Below are 16,112 nucleotides of genomic sequence, written 5' to 3' on the forward strand. Positions count from 1 at the left end.
CTCCGGTCAGTGCGCTGCCGGCGCGGCGGCAGCCGGCTTATCGGCGCGAGGTTGCACCGGTGCCTTTGCGACGTAGGGACGGGCATTGACCGTGGCGCCGGGCTGCACTTTTTGCTGGCCTTCCATGATCACGCGATCGCCATCTTTGAGGCCGCTTTCAACCAACCAGCCATTGTCCATGGAGCTCGAGACGACGATCGGACGCGACTCGACCTTATTGTCCTTGCCAACCACCATGACTGAAGTGCCGCCCTTGGCATCACGCGAGACTGCCATTTGCGGAACGACGATGGCATTGTCACGCTCGGACGAACCGACGATGGCACGGACATACATACCCGGCAGCAGCAGGTTGTTCGGATTCGGCACTACGATGCGGGTGGTGTAGCTACCGGTACTCGGATCCACCAGAGTCGAACTGAAGGCCAGACGACCGGCCTGCGGATATTCGCTGCCATCTTCGAGCACAATCTTGACCGGCACCGAACTGGCCGTATGGCCCTGTCCATCGGCGATGGCTTTGCGGGTGCGCAAGTATTCCGAGCTGCTCTGCGTCACGTCAATATAGACCGGATCGAGCGATTGAATGGTTGCCAGTACGGTGGCTTGGCCGGCAGTAACTAGGGCCCCTGCAGTGACGGACGAGGCGCCAATCACGCCGGAGATCGGTGCCGTGATGCGGGCGCGGCCCAACTGCACCTGTGAGCCACTCAAGATCGCCTGTTGCGCACGGACGGCAGCAACGGCCTGATTGTAGGCAGCTTGGGCGTTGTCATTTTCCTGCTTGCTGATGGCATCCATCTTGACCAGCTGCGCGGCACGCGCGGCGGTGGATTGTGCCGAGGCGGCCGTGGCTTCGGCAGCGGCGAGTTGTGCTCGAGCAGAGGCCGTGTCGGCGCGGTACTGCGAATCATCGAGCTGATACAGCGCTTGGCCGGCGCGAACATATCCGCCTTCGGTAAACAGGCGGCGTTGGATAATGCCGGAGACCTGCGGGCGCACTTCGGACATTTGGGATGCGACAACGCGACCTGGCAGCTCGGACTCAATAACCTGTCGGCCGCTTTGAATGGTGACGACGGTGACAGCAGCGGGAGGCATTTGGCCTGCGCCTGCGCCTGCGGCAGCGGCAGCATCCTTATCCTTGCATGCAGTGACGGACAGGACAGCAACCAAGGCAAGTGCCAGAGCTGCCGGACGGATGGAAGTATGCGTACGCATGTGGATTTCCGGCTCCAGAATCGAAGCTACCAGTTTACCAGTTTACCAGCGAACGGTGGCGTATCGTGTGCTACAAGACAGGGGTGGACTTACCCGAATCCGCCATCGGGCACGTATTCAGGTGACCGGTGTCACGGACTGCGAGGGTTTGTCCGAACGCGCCTGGCGGGCCAAGGTGGCTTCGCGATGGGCAATGTAGGCGTTTGCGCCAAGAATGATGGCGGCACCGAGCAGGGTGTAGCCATCGACCTGTTCTGCGAACCACATCCAGCCGAACAAGGTCACCAACGGCAACTGCAGGAAGCTGATGGGAGACAAGGCCGAGACTTCGCCTAATTGCATTGCGCGAGTCCACAGCAATTGACCGCCCGTGCCGAACAGTCCAAGCGCCGCGATCTGGAGCCAGGTGACACCGCTTGGCCATTGCCATTCGGGCAGTGCCGGCCACAGCGACATGCCAACCCAGAACAAGTAGGTGTAGAACACCACGGTGTAGGGATCGTCGATCTTAGTCAGCTGCTTGAGTTGAATCGAAACCGCGGCGTTGAGCAGTGCGGCCATCACGGCAACCAAAGCGCCGATCTCGAACGCATGAGAGAACGGCCTGACCAGAATCAGCACACCGATAAAGCCCGCGATCACCGCCATCCAGCGGCGGATGCGAACCACTTCGCCAAGGAATAGGGCGGCCGCAATCGTAACGAACAGGGCCGAAGAGTACGATATCGAAACCGCTTGCGCTAAGGGCAAGTGCGCGATGGACCAGAAGATGCAGTACATCGAGAGGATGCCGACAGCGCACCGGATAAAGTACTTGCCAAGCTGCGAGGTGCGCGGAACCTGACGGTGAACCCGCAGCACAAACGGAATCGCCACCAGAAAGCCGGCAAGATTACGCCAGAAGGCCGTCTCCAGGACCGGTAGCGATTGCGAGACCAGACGCACCGCAATTGTCATCAGTGCAAAGCACATCGCCGAGGCGACCATGAGCCCGGCCGCCTTGCTCAGATCCGGTTTGGGTGCATCGCTCATGAGACGACGCGAGGCTCGGGTTCGATACGAATGCCAAAGCGCTGCTCCACGCTGTCCATAATGCGCTGAGCCAAGTTCATGATGTCGGCCCCGCTGGCATTGCCGTAGTTCACCAGCACCAGTGCATGGCCGGGTGCGACACCGGCATCGCCATCGCGATGGCCCTTCCAGCCGGACTGATCAATTAGCCATGCTGCGCTGAGCTTGCGGGTCGCATCACTGGAACCGCGAAATACAGGCATTTGCGGATATTGCGCGACCAGTGCATCGGCCACCTGAAGCGGCACGATCGGATTCTTAAAGAAGCTGCCCGCATTACCCAACACCGTCGGGTCGGGGAGTTTGGCTTTGCGGATGGCAACTACTGCATCGGCAATCTGCTGCGGAGTCGGAGTAAGAGTCGCTGCATCTGGCAGGGCATCGCGCAAGCCGGCGTAATCCAACCGCGGCTCGCCGCGGCGATACAGATTGAAAGTCACATCGGTAATAACAAAGCGACTCAGATCCTGCTTGAACAACGAGTCCCGATATGCAAACTCGCAATCCGCATTGCTCAGGTGATACCACTCGCCGGTCCGCGGCTCAAACGCGTGCACGGATTCGATGGCACTGTTGACCTCGACACCGTACGCGCCGATGTTCTGAATCGGGCAGGCACCAACGGTGCCCGGGATGTAGGCCAGATTCTCGAGCCCGAACAGGCCTTGCGCCACGCTGTCCATGACGAGCTCGTGCCAGATCTTGCCGGCGCCGACGCGCCATTGCACGCGATCCCCGTCATCACTGATCAGTTCGATGTCGGCATTGCGAAAGCGAACCAGCGGCATCCTGGGGTCGGCGGCCAATACGATATTGGAGCCGCTGCCGACTACCAACGGCGCGGTATCAAAGCGTGCCCACAGTGCGGGCACCGCAACGGGATCCCGAACCTCAAACAGTTCGGCAGCGCGCGCCGCAATACCCATGGTGTTGAGCTGACGCAGCTCGACATCTTCTAGGCGTTCAATGGCACTCATGCGGTGCGGGCTCCGGCGATGGCATGGACACTTTCAGCAATCAGTTCCGGTCCACGGTACACCAGTCCGCTGTACAGTTGCACGGCCTGTGCGCCCATTTGCATTTTCTGTGCGGCGTGCTCACCTTGCGTAATGCCGCCAACGCCGATCACAGGTAGTTGATCGCCGATACGGCTCAGCAATGCCTGTAGCGTCGCATTGGCCTTGGGTAGCAGGGGGGCACCGGACAAACCGCCGGCCTCGTTGCGCAGTGGCTCGGAGTCGGGCAGGGGTCGATCGATCGTGGTGTTGGTGGCGATCACGCCATCGACCACATCGGCGGCGAGCACTTGCGCAATCGAGTCGAGGTCCGAGTCATTAAGATCGGGTGCGATCTTGACGAACATCGGGACGCGGCGAGACGTGTTGAGTCGCAACTGCATATCACGCAGGCGAGACAGCAGCTCCTTGAGCGCATCCTGTTCCTGCAGTGCACGCAGGCCCACCGTGTTGGGTGACGAGATATTGACGGTCACGTAGTCGGCATGTGCATGGACACGTTCAAGGCAATGCAGATAATCATCGGCTGCGCGCTCATTATCGGTGTCCTTGTTCTTGCCGATATTGATGCCCAGCTGGCCCGTGCGGTTGCGCGCACGCTCTACGTTACGAACGAGCGCATCCACGCCGTCATTATTGAAACCAAAGCGATTAATCACCGCCATCTCGTCTTTCAGGCGGAACAGTCGCGGTTTGGGGTTGCCGGCCTGGGGACGTGGAGTGACCGTGCCCACTTCGACAAAGGAAAAACCCAGAGCGAAGAGGGCGTCAATGTATTCGCCGTTCTTGTCGAGACCGGCGGCAAGACCAACCGGGTGGCGCAGGGGCAGTCCGGCCAGGGTGGTTGGCAGATCGGGCGCGCGCGGCACCATCAAACGCGAGAGGCCGGCGCGATAGCCGGCCTCCATGAATTGCAGCGTGCGGTGATGGGCCCGCTCGGCATCCATCGCAAACAGCAGCGGGCGCAGCAACGCGTACATTACAGATCGAACTTGATGCCTTGAGCCAGCGGCAAGGAGTCAGAGTAATTGATGGTGTTGGTTTGACGACGCATGTAGGTGCGCCATGCATCGGAACCCGATTCGCGACCGCCACCCGTTTCCTTTTCACCGCCGAAGGCGCCGCCGATTTCCGCACCCGAGGTGCCGATGTTGACGTTGGCGATACCGCAGTCCGAACCCCAGGCCGCCAGGAACTGCTCGGCATTCTTGAGGTTGGTGGTAAAGATGGCCGACGACAGACCTTGGGGCACATCGTTCTGCTTGGCGATAGCATCTTCGAGTTCGGTATAGCGCATCACGTACAGAATCGGTGCAAAGGTTTCCATCTGTACGACATCGGCCTTGTTATCCAGACCCGTGATGATGGTCGGCAATACGAAGTTGCCCTTGCCCTCGCGTGCGGCACCGCCGGTTTCGACCTTGCCGCCGGCAGCCTTCGCCCGTTCAATGGTATCCAGGAATGCATCGACGCCGTCGCGCGAATTCAGCGGACCCATCAGGTTGGCCGGATCGGTCGGATCGCCGATCTTGCCTTCGACCTGCCGGTAAGCGGTGATCAGTTTGGCCAGCACATCGTCATAGATCGAGTCGTGCACGAACAGACGTCGCGTAGTGGTGCAACGTTGGCCGGCAGTACCGACCGCGCCGAACACGATGGCAGGAATCGCCAGCTTCAGATCGGCCGACGGATCAACGATGATCGCGTTGTTGCCGCCCAGTTCGAGCAGCGAACGCCCCATGCGACGAGCGACGCGCTCACCGACCATGCGGCCCACCTTGGTCGAACCCGTGAACGAGACCAGCGCCACGCGCTTGTCATCTACAAAGGATTGCGCCAAATCGGTGCCGGCATCGTTAAACAGGAAGAAAATGTCGGGGAAACCGGCATCGCGCAGGGCATCGTTGCAGATGCGGGTCGCAGCGATCGCCGATAGCGGGGTCTTGGGCGAGGGCTTCCAGATGGTGATGTTGCCGCACGCAGCAGCCAGGAAGGCATTCCACGCCCACACGGCAACCGGGAAGTTAAAGGCGCTGATCACGCCGACGATACCCAACGGATGCCACTGTTCGTACATGCGGTGACCGGGACGTTCGGAATGCATGGTCAGGCCGTACAGCTGACGCGACAGGCCGACGGCAAAATCGCCGATGTCGATCATTTCCTGCACTTCGCCGTCGCCTTCCGGCTTGGACTTGCCCATTTCCAGAGCAACCAGCGAGCCCAGTGCATCCTTGTTTGCGCGCAATGCTTCGGCGCACAGACGCACGGCTTCACCGCGACGCGGGGCTGGGATCTTACGCCAGACCTTAAAGGCTTCCGTGGCGCGTTCCATGATGGTGTCGTAATCCGCCTGCGAGCTCGAATGCACGCGGGCCAGTACCTCACCGGTGGTCGGGTTGACCGGTTCCAGCACGCCGGCATCGGAGACGGAGGACCATTCGCCCTTGCCCAAATAAGTGCCCGATTCCGTGGCGTTCAAGTTCAGGGCTTGCAGTACAGGATGCATCAACTCTCTCCGATTAATGGCGACCCCGAGACGATTCGAACGTCCGACCTGCCCCTTAGGAGGGGGCCGCTCTATCCAGCTGAGCTACGGGGCCATATAGCTCGCTAGTTTAACAAATCGCGTTTACAGCTAAGTCGCACGAAGGCAATGCCGGCTACTCACTTTCACTGCAACCAAAACAGTAAGCAGCACAGCCGAGCAAAACCGTGTACAATGGTCGGTTACCGCGCTGAGCCAGCATCTTCTGGTCCCGTTTCTACTGTTCAGTAGCTTGATTCTTACCAATTCAGCGCCCCTCGAGCCTTTCGTTTGATTTCACCACCGCCATCCCGGTTGTGGTGATGGGCTCAACACGCTAGATATGGAGATAGATCTTGAATACTGATTTTTCGGCGCTCGAACTGGCGCCCGCTTTGCTGCAATCGCTCGCAGAGAACGGCTTTACCGTCCCTACACCAATCCAAGCCCAGGCCATTCCTTTGGTTCTGCAGGGCCGCGATGTGATGGGCGGCGCCCAGACCGGTACCGGCAAGACCGCTGCATTCGGTTTGCCTGTCCTGCACCGCCTGCTCGAGTCGGTTGACCTGACCCAACGTAACCGCAAGCCGCAGGTACTGATCCTGGTGCCGACGCGCGAACTCGCCGTGCAAGTCCACGACAACCTGATGACCTATGCCAAGCACACCAAGCTACGCATGGCCGTTCTGTTCGGTGGTGCCGGCATGATCCCGCAGGAGCAAGCACTGCGTCGCGGTGTTGATGTGCTGGTCGCTACGCCGGGTCGCCTCATTGATCACATGGAACGTGGCACGGCCCAACTTGGCGAAGTGCGCATCGTCGTCCTCGACGAAGCCGATCGCATGCTTGACATGGGCTTCCTGCCTTCGATGAAGCGCGTGCTTGGTCGCATCCGCAAGTCGCGTCAGACGCTGCTGTTCTCGGCCACGTTTGAAACGCGCATCAAGCAATTAGCACTGGAATTCATGATTGATCCGGTGCAGGTGCAGGTGGCGGCGCAGAACACGATCGCTGAAACGATTGCGCACAAGGCCCATCCGGTCAATGCCGCGCAAAAGCGCGACCTGCTGGTTGAACTGCTGGCACGTCGCTTTAAGGATCAGGCCATCGTGTTTGCCAAGACCAAGCATGGCTGCAACCGTCTTGCCGAATACCTCGAAGAAGCCGGCCTGCCGGCACTCGCCATCCACGGCAACAAGTCGCAGGCTCAGCGCCAAAAGGCACTGAACGAATTCAAGGCCGGCAAGGTTCGCCTGCTGGTTGCTACCGATGTGGCAGCCCGCGGTCTTGATATTCCGAACCTGCCGCTGGTGATCAATTACGATCTGCCGACCGTGGCCGAAGATTACGTCCATCGCATCGGTCGTACCGGCCGCAATGGCTCCACCGGCGAAGCGCTGTCGCTGCTCGCGCCGGAAGAGGGCGGTCTGCTGCGTCAGATCCAGGAAGTGCTGAAGGCACCGGTGGAAATGGAAATCGTGCCGGGCTTTGAACCCTCGCGTCCGGTCCAGTTGAATGCTCCGATTCCTAAGCAGCCGCAACGCCAAGGCCGCGCTGCACGTCCAAAGCACGCCACTGCCGGCAAGCAACGCAAGCCGCAAGGTCACACTGCGCAGCCGCGCAAGGGCGGCGGCAATACCGGCAGCAGGAATCGTCGCGGTTCCGGCAGCGGCTTCAGCAAATCCTGAAACAGTAAGTAGACCGAGCGCGGCATGCCGCGCTCGCAGTCTTACATGCGGAACACGCCGAAGTCCGTCTTTGGCGGAATCGGCGCATTCATTGCAGCCGCCAAGCCCAGACCCAGCACACGACGCGTATCGGCGGGATCAATGATGCCGTCGTCCCACAGACGTGCAGACGCGTAGTACGGGTTGCCCTGATCTTCGTACTGCGCGCGCACTGGTGCCCTGAATGTCTCTTCGTCTTCGGCCGACCAGGTGCCGCCGCGCGCCTCGATGGCGTCGCGCTTAACCGTAGCCAGCACCGACGAAGCCTGTTCGCCGCCCATCACCGAGATGCGCGCATTCGGCCACATCCACAGGAAACGCCCACCGTAAGCCCGGCCGCACATCGCGTAGTTGCCGGCGCCGAACGAGCCACCGATCACAACAGTGAATTTGGGTACTACCGAGCAGGCCACTGCCGTCACCATCTTGGCGCCATCTTTGGCGATGCCGGCGTTTTCATACTTGCGACCGACCATAAAGCCGGTGATGTTCTGCAGGAACACCAGCGGAATGCCGCGCTGATTGCACAGCTCGATAAAATGCGCGCCCTTGAGTGCGCTCTCACCGAACAGAATGCCGTTATTGGCAATGATGCCGACCGGATAGCCATGAAGATGCGCAAAGCCGGTAATCAGTGTCTTGCCGTAGCGTGCTTTAAATTCCTGGAATTCCGAGCCGTCGACAATGCGTGCAATCACTTCGCGCGCATCAAACGGCTTGCGGGTGTCCTTGGGCACAATGCCGTACAGCTCCTCAGCGGGATACAGCGGTTCGACCGACTCGCGCTTGACCACCGGCACCTGCCGCCGGCGGTTAAAGGTCGCTACAACGTCACGGGCAATCTGCAGCGCATGGTGATCATCCTGCGCGAAGTGATCCGCGACACCGGACACCGACGTGTGCACGTCAGCACCGCCCAAGTCTTCGGCGTTGACGACTTCACCGGTTGCGGCCTTGACCAACGGCGGACCGCCGAGAAAGATCGTGCCTTGCTCTTTGACGATGATGGACTCATCGCACATGGCCGGCACATAGGCACCACCCGCAGTCGAAGAACCCATCACCACCGCCACTTGCGGAATGTTCTGCGCTGACAGACGCGCCTGGTTGTAGAAAATACGACCGAAGTGTTCGCGGTCCGGGAACACCTCGTCCTGCAATGGCAGGAAGGCACCGCCGGAATCGACCAGATAAATGCAGGGCAGGCGATTCTCATCGGCAATGGCTTGCGCGCGCAGATGCTTTTTCACCGTCATGGGGAAATACGTGCCGCCCTTGATCGTCGCATCGTTGGCGACAATCATCACCTCGAGACCGTTAACACGACCGATACCGGTGACGACACCGGCGCCGGGAGCTGCGCCATCGTACATGCCCTCGGCCGCGAGCGGCGCAATCTCCAGGAACGGAGATCCCGGATCGAGCAGGGCATTGATGCGATCACGCACCAGCAACTTGCCGCGCTCCGTATGCTTGGCGCGTGCTTTGTCTCCGCCCCCCAATGCAACGCGCTCCATGCGCTCACGCAGTTCCGCCACTAGTCCGCGATGATAGTCCGAGTTTTCGGCAAAGTCGGCGCCGCGGAGATCAAGTGACGAATGCAGTACGGGCATGAGTTAGAGGCCGCTGATTAAAAAAGTGCCTTAAAAATAGCACAAAACAGAAAAACCCGCCCTTAAGGGCGGGTTTCTCAGATTACAAACCGCGCGAAGATTACTTCTTAGCTTCGGCTTCGACTTCAGCGGCGGCTTCTTGAGTTGCTTGAGCAGCGTCAGCCGTTGCGTCCTTAGCGGCAGCAGTGGCGTCGGCAGCAGCAGCTTGCGTAGCAGCGACAGCTTGGTCAGCGGCAGCAGCGGTGGTAGCAGCTGCGTCAGCGGCGTTGTTTTCGATCACGTCGCCGGTAGCTTGGGCGGCGTCAGCGATTTGCGACTTGGCAGCTTCTTCCGAAGCTTGGGTTTCAGCCGACTTGTTGCAAGCGGTCAGGGCAACGGCAACGGTCAGAGCCGCGGCGATCAGTTTGATGTTCATTGTGAACGTCCTTGAAAATTAGAGAAAAAAAAGCCCTGAAGTGCGGAGCACAACAGGGCCGAGGAAATTACTTCTTGGCTTCTTCAGCGGCCTTGTCGGCAGCGGCAGCAGCGTCAGCAGCCGAAGCGGCAGCCGAATCAGCGGCGGCGTCAGCAGCACCTGCGGCAGCAGCGGCAGCGTCGGTGGTGACAGTTGCAGCGGCGTCAACGGTAGCGGCAGCGGCGTCACCGGCGGCAGCAGCAGCGGTGGTGGCCGAATCGGTAGCTGCAGCAGCAGCGTCGGTAGCGGCCGAGGCAGCGGCAGCAGCCGAGTCAGCAGCGTTGGCAGCCGAATCTTCGGCCTTGTTGGAGCAGGCGGCCAGAGCCAGAGCGGCGGCCAGAGCAGCGATAGCGAGCTTTGCGTTCATGAGTTTGGATTCTCTAGAAAAATTACGAAGAAAAAACAATGTTGAAAGCCAGTCGCGCTTGGTGGTCCCCATTAACTCCTGGTGACACCAATTTATCACGCCGTCTGAATGTTTTGTGCAAATGCGAATAAAAAAAGACCACCGCCGAAGCGATGGTCTTTATTGCTTGACTTAAAGCCAAACAGAAGTGATTAGAGGGCCGAAGCCCGCTGATTACTTCTTAGCGGCTTCTTCAGCAGCGTCCTTGGCTTGTTCAGCCGAGGCAGCAGCTTGGTCAGCAGCGTCGGCAGCAGCGTCAGCAGCGCCGGCAGTCGGAGCGGCAGCAGCGTCGGTAGCCGAGGTTGCAGCAGCGTCAGCGGCTTGAGCAGCGGCGTCAGCGGCTTGAGCAGCAGCGTCAGCACCGGCAGCGCCGGCAGCAGCAGCGGCGTCAGCAGCGGTCGAAGCTTCAGCAGCAGCGGCCGAAGCGTCAGCAGCGGCGTCGTTGGCTTGTTCTTGGTTCGAGCAAGCAGCCAGGGCCAAACCCAGGGCCATAGCCAGCAGAGCCTTGTTCAAAGTCATTGTGTTTTCCTCGTCAAATACAAAAAAGACACGCACAATTGCGTACCGTTGTTAATGATGACAACAGCAAAATTACTGTCAAGCTATATTTATGTAAAATTTTAAAAAAACTGCCGTCGTTCTGTGCGGCGGGTCACACTAATTCGACTGCGACCGCTGTTGCCTCGCCACCGCCGATGCACAGTGACGCGATACCGCGCTTTAGACCACGCGCTTGCAGTGCATGCACCAAGGTCACCAGCAGTCGGGCACCGCTGGCTCCAATCGGGTGTCCGAGGGCCACGGCACCGCCGTTGACGTTGACCTTTTCCGTGTCCAGACCCAGGTCCTTGATGGCCGCCATGCTGACACAGCTAAACGCTTCGTTGATCTCGAACAAGTCGACCGATTCGACAGTCCAGCCGGCCTTGTCGAGCACCTTGCGGATGGCATTGATCGGCGCCGTGGTGAATTGCGCAGGCTCTTGCGAGTGCGTGGCGTGCGCAACCACATTAGCCAGCGGCTTGGCACCGAGTTCAGCAGCAGTGTCGGAACCCATCAGCACGAGCGCCGCAGCGCCATCGGAGATCTTGGATGAAGAGGCTGCAGTGAGCACACCATCTTTATCGAACGCGGCGCGCAGCGAAGGGATCTTGGACGTATCAATCTTGCCGGGCTCCTCGTCGGTTGCGACCACCACATCGCCCTTACGGCCGCTGACCGTTACGGCTGCAATTTCAGCCGTAAACGCATCTTGGGCGATGGCGGCCTGCGCACGCTCCACGCTACGGGCGCTGTAAGCGTCCAGCTCTTCGCGCGACAGGCTGTAGTCCTTGCAGGTGGCATCACCGAACACACCCATGGCATTGCCATCGTAGGGGTTGGTTAGGCCATCCCATGCCATGTGATCGAGCATGGTGGCATTGCCGTAACGGGTGCCGGTGCGGGAGTTGTTGAGCAGATGCGGTGCGTTGGTCATGGACTCCATACCACCGGCGACGACGACCTTGGCCGAACCGGCCTTGATCAGATCGGTGCCGAGCATTACGGCCTTCATGCCGGAGCCGCAGACCTTGTTGATGGTGGTGCAGCCGGCCGAAGTGGGAATCTCAGCGCCCAGGGCCGCCTGACGCGCAGGTGCTTGGCCCAGACCGGCGGGCAGCACGCAGCCCATGATCACCTCGTCCACCTGATCGGCGCTGACACATGCGGATTCGAGAGCGGCACGCATTGCAGTGGCACCCAGAACCGGAGTTGGCACCCCGGTGAACTGACCGAGGAACGAGCCAATAGCCGTACGTTTAGCGCCAACGATCACAACTTGCGTCATGGAAACAACTCCGAAATCTGAATAAAAAAGAAGGCCAAACCGGCGCAATTTGCGCGGCCGGCAGAGACTTTCGATTATGCGCCCCGCGTGGAATCGGCGCAAATACACGGTCGGATACACAGCTAAGCAGGCTTAGTTGTCAGGAGCATGGCGATTGCATTACAAAGGAAGTGTGACCGACGCCGAGATGCGCGGTTGGGTCCCCCGTTTGCAGGTGCATGTCATGAAATTTCGTAATCCGTCCCGTCGTACTGTCGGCCGCCTGACTCTGGTCTCGGCGCTCGCGGCTGCATTGTCAGCCTGCGGCGGCGGTGGTGGAGGTGGCGGCAACGTCATCATCAATCCGCCGCCAACCACGACGCCGACCGTTCCGGCGCCTGTCGTCGGTACTGTAAATCCCGTGCTGGCAGTCGCCTACGACGTGACCAACGTCGCCGCCGCTCGCGCAGCAGGTTATACCGGCGCTGGTGTGACGATCGGGGTCGTTGACTCCGGTGTCACCCGGAACAATCCGGCCTTGTATCCGCGTGTCATTGCCAACCTCAACTACATCAGCAGCAGCAATGATCTGAGCGTAGACGACAAGGTCGGACACGGTACCGCGGTGTCCTTGAGCATGGCGGGCTTGCCGTGGGGCAACTGGCCGGGTGGTGTGGCCACCGGCTCCAACATCGTGTCGGCTCGCATTATCCAGGACGAGCGACCGACCGACGACGGTTCGGGCCAAGGCAACGAGGTCAGCGGCGCATTAGGGCTCGCTTCGATTCACGACGATCTCATCGCGCGTGGGTCTCGCATCATGAATAACTCATGGGGCGGTTTGTACTGGACCAACTTGAATGCGACCGCGCCGATTGCGTCCGAGTATCGCCGCTTCATCATCAACAATGACGGGATGGTGGTGTTTGCAACGGGTAACGAAAGCCGTGCGACGCCGACCGACATGTCCTCATTACCCAGTAAGCCAGGCCCCGATGGCAGCATGCCCGCCGCCGATCTGGAGCGCGGCTGGCTGGCTGTGGCGGCGCTTGCTTCAGGTAAGGTGGCGGGCACCGATACCTACATGACCAAGGAGCAGGTACTGGCTGATCCTTCGCTGGCGTCGTACTCCAATGCCTGCGGTGTGGCGATGCGTTATTGCTTAGTGGCACCTGGCGATGTGGTCGTGCCGGGCAAAGACGATCCGTACAACGCACCGCAGTACTGGCGCTATAGCGGGACCTCGCTGGCAGCGCCGCAGGTATCGGGTGCGGCGGCGCTGGTCTGGCAGGCATTTCCTTGGTTCAGCAATGATCAGGTACGGCAAACCATTTTGGGCACGGCGCGTGATCTTGGTGCAGCCGGTATTGATGCCGTGTTCGGTAACGGCTTGCTCGATGTCGGTAAAGCGATCAAAGGGCCATCGCGCCTGGACTTCGGTACGTTCACTGCCAACAACTCGGTGACGGCAACATTTGCCAATGACTTGAGTGGCGCCGGCGGCTTGACCAAGAACGGCACGGGCGTACTGAACCTGACGGGCACCAACACCTACACCGGTCTCACGCAAATCAACGCCGGTTCTCTGTCTTTACATAACAACGGTGTCGGCGGCAGTCTGGTCAATACGTCCACGCTCAACCTGCTTGGCGCCGGTGGCCATCGCGTCGGGGGCGATTATTCGCAAACCTCCAATGCCATGTTGTCGTATCTGATCGGCGCCCCTTTAATGGTCGAAGGCCGTGCCACGCTCGCAGGCACTCTCAACGTAGCCGGCAAAGTCACGGGTTACACCAGCAAATCGCAGGAAACCGTGGTCAATGCCAAGGGCGGTCTGACCGGCCAATTCGGCGCACTAACGCAATCGCCGGGCGTGTTCCTGCAAGGTGCGCTCTCGTACGATCCGAACAACGCGTTTCTGAACATTACCTCCTTGAGCGTGTCGGCAACGGCGCAGGCACTTGGCTTCACTCCGGCGGCCGTAGCAGGCGGCGATCGCGTGCAGGGCACCTTTGATGGCATGGACGGTGGCACGGTGCCCGGCAGCGGTTTCGTGTCCGGTGGCGGCGCCATCCAACGCGTGAGCAGCAACAGTGCGGCCGAGTTTTCGCTGGCCTCACTCAACGGCGAACTGCTGACCTCCGATCTCGCGTTTGTACGCATGGCCATTGATGGCTCGCAACGTCGTCTGGATCGCCGTCTCGATGCGCTGACGGACACTTCGGCGCGTACCGGTAGCTGGAGTTCTCGCGGCGGCGGTACCTTGTCCGCGATGAGCGGCATGGGCTTAAACAGCAATGGCTGGCGTTTGGGACAGGACTGGCGCCTTGGCGCTAAGGGGCTGCTGGGTGTCGCCTTGGCCGAGGAACGCGGCTCAGCCTTCAGCACCATGCGCACCGACCGTTCGCGCTCACGCAACGTCGATGCCTCGCTGTACGGTCTGTGGTCGCTGCCCGGTGACTGGTTCCTGTCCGGCACCGTTGGCATGGGTCAACTTGATCAGACCGGCAATCGTCTGGTCGCACTCGGCGATTACGGGTTCGAAGTGGCCAACGGTCTCACCGACCGCTACCACCGTTCATCTGCACAGTTAGGCAAGCGTTGGCAGCTCGGCGAGACATCGAGCTATCTGACGCCGTATGCAGGCATCCAGCAGCTCTCCCTGACGCGTGGTAGCTTTGCCGAGCAGGGTGCCTTGGGCTTTGGCCTGCAAGCTCCCGGCAGCCGCATGGCGGCCACGCACGCCATGATGGGCTTGCGTCTGTCCTCACGTTGGGGCGCAGACAACGACTGGTCGCTGTTCGGCTATGCAGAACATCAGCGCCTGCTGTCGTCGTCCGGCGTGGATCGCATGGCCTCGTTTACCGGCTTTGATTTGGCCTCGCCGATCATGGGCTATTCGCTGGCACCGTCCGCACAAGTGCTGGGTGGTGGTCTCAGTCATCGCGGTTTCTCGCTCACGTTCGATGGCCGTCGCGAGCAGGGCGCGCCGTACAAGCAGGCGGCAGTGTCGTATCGCCGCGGCTTCTGATCGCAGGCGTTGCTGTAAAAAAGGAGCCGGCATGCCGGCTCCTTTTTTCGTTGCGTCTCGCGATTAGCAGCGGTCAGCTATTGCCGTTGAACAACTCGCGACCGATCAGCATGCGGCGGATTTCGTTGGTGCCGGCGCCGATCTCGTAGAGCTTGGCATCACGCAGCAGACGACCGGTGTCGAACTCGTTGATATAGCCGTTGCCGCCAAGTGCCTGGATCGCTTCGAGCGTGACCTGTACGGCCGATTCCGATGCATGCAGCAAGCACGAGGCCGCATCCACGCGCGATTTGTAACCGGCGTCGTAATCGCGTGCGACCTGATATGCGAACGCGCGAGAGGACTGCATACGCGTATACATATCGGCAATCTTGCCTTGCATCAGACCGAAGGTGCCAATGGCCGCATCGAATTGCTTGCGCTCGCGGACATAAGGCAGGGCAATGTCCATGGCCTTTTGCATCAGGCCCAGCGGACCGCCGGACAGGACCAGACGTTCGGTGTTGAGACCGGACATCAGTACTTTGACGCCCTGATTGACCTCGCCGAGTACATTGGCGGCCGGGATTTCGCAGTTTTCGAACACCAGTTCGCAGGTGTTGGAGCCGCGCATGCCGAACTTGTCGAGTTTTTGCGCCGTGGAAAAGCCCGCCATGCCACGTTCGACGATGAACGCCGTCATGCACTTGGAGCCGGCCTCACGACCTGCAGTGCGCATGTACACGATGAGTACGTCGGCTTCGGGGCCGTTGGTGATCCACATCTTGTTGCCGTTGGCAATCCAGACCTGGCGTTCGGCATTGAACTCGGCACGGCAGGACATCGAGCCGACGACGTCGGAACCCGCGCCCGGCTCACTCATCGCCAGTGCGCCCTTGTGTTCACCCGTGCAGAGCTTGGGCAAGTACTTGGCACACTGCTCCGGCGTGCCGTTGGCGGCCAGATTATTGACGCAAAGGTTCGAGTGCGCACCGTAGGACAGACCGACCGAGCCCGAGGCGCGGGAGATTTCTTCCATAGCGACCAGGTGCGCGAGATAACCCATTTCGCTGCCGCCGTATTCGGCGGGGATGGTCATGCCGAGCAGGCCCATTTCACCGAGTTTCGGCCACAGATCCTGCGGGAACTCGTTGGCTTCATCAATGGCACCGGCGCGCGGTGCAATCTCGGCATCGGCAAAGCGGCGAACCGCTTCGCGCAGGGCGTCGATGTCTTCGCCTAGAGGAAAGCTCCGCATGG

13 protein-coding genes and 1 tRNA gene are annotated in these 16,112 nt (G+C 60.3%); 2 read left to right on the forward strand and 12 right to left on the reverse strand.

Going from position 1 to position 16,112, the window contains the following annotated elements:
• Window positions 1–6 precede the first annotated feature (6 nt).
• The 6 genes from V3390_RS06455 to V3390_RS06480 all read right to left on the reverse strand — a co-directional run bounded on the left by V3390_RS06455 (window position 7) and on the right by V3390_RS06480 (window position 5,911).
• Entirely contained in the window at window positions 7–1,221 is a 1,215-nt protein-coding gene (locus V3390_RS06455; protein WP_331703859.1) for an efflux RND transporter periplasmic adaptor subunit, read from the reverse strand.
• Between the two features lie 117 nt (window positions 1,222–1,338).
• A complete protein-coding gene (locus tag V3390_RS06460) occupies window positions 1,339–2,253 on the reverse strand; it encodes a DMT family transporter (protein WP_331703861.1) in 915 nt (304 codons plus the stop codon).
• Window positions 2,250–3,269 (reverse strand): UDP-N-acetylmuramate dehydrogenase, encoded by a 1,020-nt coding sequence (gene murB / locus V3390_RS06465; RefSeq protein ID WP_331703862.1) that lies wholly within the window; start codon window positions 3,267–3,269, stop codon window positions 2,250–2,252. Before murB ends, V3390_RS06460 begins: the two co-directional genes overlap by 4 nt.
• Window positions 3,266–4,288 (reverse strand): quinone-dependent dihydroorotate dehydrogenase, encoded by a 1,023-nt coding sequence (locus tag V3390_RS06470; protein WP_331703863.1) that lies wholly within the window; start codon window positions 4,286–4,288, stop codon window positions 3,266–3,268. The genes murB and V3390_RS06470 overlap by 4 nt, the downstream gene beginning before the upstream one ends.
• Window positions 4,288–5,817 (reverse strand): L-piperidine-6-carboxylate dehydrogenase, encoded by a 1,530-nt coding sequence (gene amaB, locus V3390_RS06475; RefSeq protein ID WP_425493024.1) that lies wholly within the window; start codon window positions 5,815–5,817, stop codon window positions 4,288–4,290. Before amaB ends, V3390_RS06470 begins: the two co-directional genes overlap by 1 nt.
• Window positions 5,818–5,834: 17 nt before the next feature.
• Window positions 5,835–5,911: transfer RNA gene (locus tag V3390_RS06480), tRNA-Arg, on the reverse strand.
• Window positions 5,912–6,191: 280 nt separating this feature from the next.
• Between V3390_RS06480 and V3390_RS06485 the strand changes: the two genes are divergently transcribed.
• Window positions 6,192–7,523: a DEAD/DEAH box helicase gene (locus V3390_RS06485; protein ID WP_331703865.1), complete on the forward strand. Its 1,332-nt coding sequence runs from the start codon at window positions 6,192–6,194 to the stop codon at window positions 7,521–7,523.
• A 41-nt stretch (window positions 7,524–7,564) separates the two neighbouring features.
• Here V3390_RS06485 and V3390_RS06490 read toward each other — a convergent pair whose 3' ends face one another.
• From V3390_RS06490 to V3390_RS06510, 5 genes are all read right to left on the reverse strand, one after another.
• Window positions 7,565–9,175: a carboxyl transferase domain-containing protein gene (locus V3390_RS06490; protein ID WP_331703866.1), complete on the reverse strand. Its 1,611-nt coding sequence runs from the start codon at window positions 9,173–9,175 to the stop codon at window positions 7,565–7,567.
• Between the two features lie 100 nt (window positions 9,176–9,275).
• Entirely contained in the window at window positions 9,276–9,590 is a 315-nt protein-coding gene (locus tag V3390_RS06495) for a hypothetical protein (RefSeq protein ID WP_331703867.1), read from the reverse strand.
• Window positions 9,591–9,657: 67 nt separating this feature from the next.
• Window positions 9,658–9,996 (reverse strand): hypothetical protein, encoded by a 339-nt coding sequence (locus V3390_RS06500; protein ID WP_331703868.1) that lies wholly within the window; start codon window positions 9,994–9,996, stop codon window positions 9,658–9,660.
• Between the two features lie 213 nt (window positions 9,997–10,209).
• Window positions 10,210–10,554, reverse strand: a complete 345-nt coding sequence (locus V3390_RS06505; protein WP_331703869.1) for a hypothetical protein — start codon at window positions 10,552–10,554, stop codon at window positions 10,210–10,212.
• 133 nt (window positions 10,555–10,687) lie between these two features.
• On the reverse strand, window positions 10,688–11,863 hold the full coding sequence (locus tag V3390_RS06510) for a thiolase family protein (RefSeq protein ID WP_331703870.1): 1,176 nt from the start codon (window positions 11,861–11,863) through the stop codon (window positions 10,688–10,690).
• 223 nt (window positions 11,864–12,086) lie between these two features.
• On the opposite strand from V3390_RS06510, the gene V3390_RS06515 reads away from it, so the two are divergent.
• Complete coding sequence (locus tag V3390_RS06515; protein WP_331703871.1) at window positions 12,087–14,873, forward strand: S8 family serine peptidase; 2,787 nt, start codon at window positions 12,087–12,089, stop codon at window positions 14,871–14,873.
• Between the two features lie 73 nt (window positions 14,874–14,946).
• Here the strand turns inward: V3390_RS06515 and V3390_RS06520 are convergent, their stop codons facing one another.
• Window positions 14,947–16,110: an isovaleryl-CoA dehydrogenase gene (locus V3390_RS06520; protein WP_331703872.1), complete on the reverse strand. Its 1,164-nt coding sequence runs from the start codon at window positions 16,108–16,110 to the stop codon at window positions 14,947–14,949.
• Window positions 16,111–16,112: the final 2 nt, after the last annotated feature.

This window comes from Aquilutibacter rugosus, from assembly GCF_036541335.1.
GTDB lineage: Bacteria > Pseudomonadota > Gammaproteobacteria > Xanthomonadales > Xanthomonadaceae > Aquilutibacter > Aquilutibacter rugosus.

Coding starts and splice junctions, on each gene's coding strand:
- V3390_RS06455 (WP_331703859.1), bottom strand. CDS start 1,221: ATGCGTACGCATACTTCCATCCGTCCGGCAGCTCTGGCACTTGCCTTG.
- V3390_RS06460 (WP_331703861.1), bottom strand. CDS start 2,253: ATGAGCGATGCACCCAAACCGGATCTGAGCAAGGCGGCCGGGCTCATG.
- murB (WP_331703862.1), bottom strand. CDS start 3,269: ATGAGTGCCATTGAACGCCTAGAAGATGTCGAGCTGCGTCAGCTCAAC.
- V3390_RS06470 (WP_331703863.1), bottom strand. CDS start 4,288: ATGTACGCGTTGCTGCGCCCGCTGCTGTTTGCGATGGATGCCGAGCGG.
- amaB (WP_425493024.1), bottom strand. CDS start 5,817: ATGCATCCTGTACTGCAAGCCCTGAACTTGAACGCCACGGAATCGGGC.
- V3390_RS06490 (WP_331703866.1), bottom strand. CDS start 9,175: ATGCCCGTACTGCATTCGTCACTTGATCTCCGCGGCGCCGACTTTGCC.
- V3390_RS06495 (WP_331703867.1), bottom strand. CDS start 9,590: ATGAACATCAAACTGATCGCCGCGGCTCTGACCGTTGCCGTTGCCCTG.
- V3390_RS06500 (WP_331703868.1), bottom strand. CDS start 9,996: ATGAACGCAAAGCTCGCTATCGCTGCTCTGGCCGCCGCTCTGGCTCTG.
- V3390_RS06505 (WP_331703869.1), bottom strand. CDS start 10,554: ATGACTTTGAACAAGGCTCTGCTGGCTATGGCCCTGGGTTTGGCCCTG.
- V3390_RS06510 (WP_331703870.1), bottom strand. CDS start 11,863: ATGACGCAAGTTGTGATCGTTGGCGCTAAACGTACGGCTATTGGCTCG.
- V3390_RS06515 (WP_331703871.1), top strand. CDS start 12,087: ATGAAATTTCGTAATCCGTCCCGTCGTACTGTCGGCCGCCTGACTCTG.
- V3390_RS06520 (WP_331703872.1), bottom strand. CDS start 16,110: ATGCGGAGCTTTCCTCTAGGCGAAGACATCGACGCCCTGCGCGAAGCG.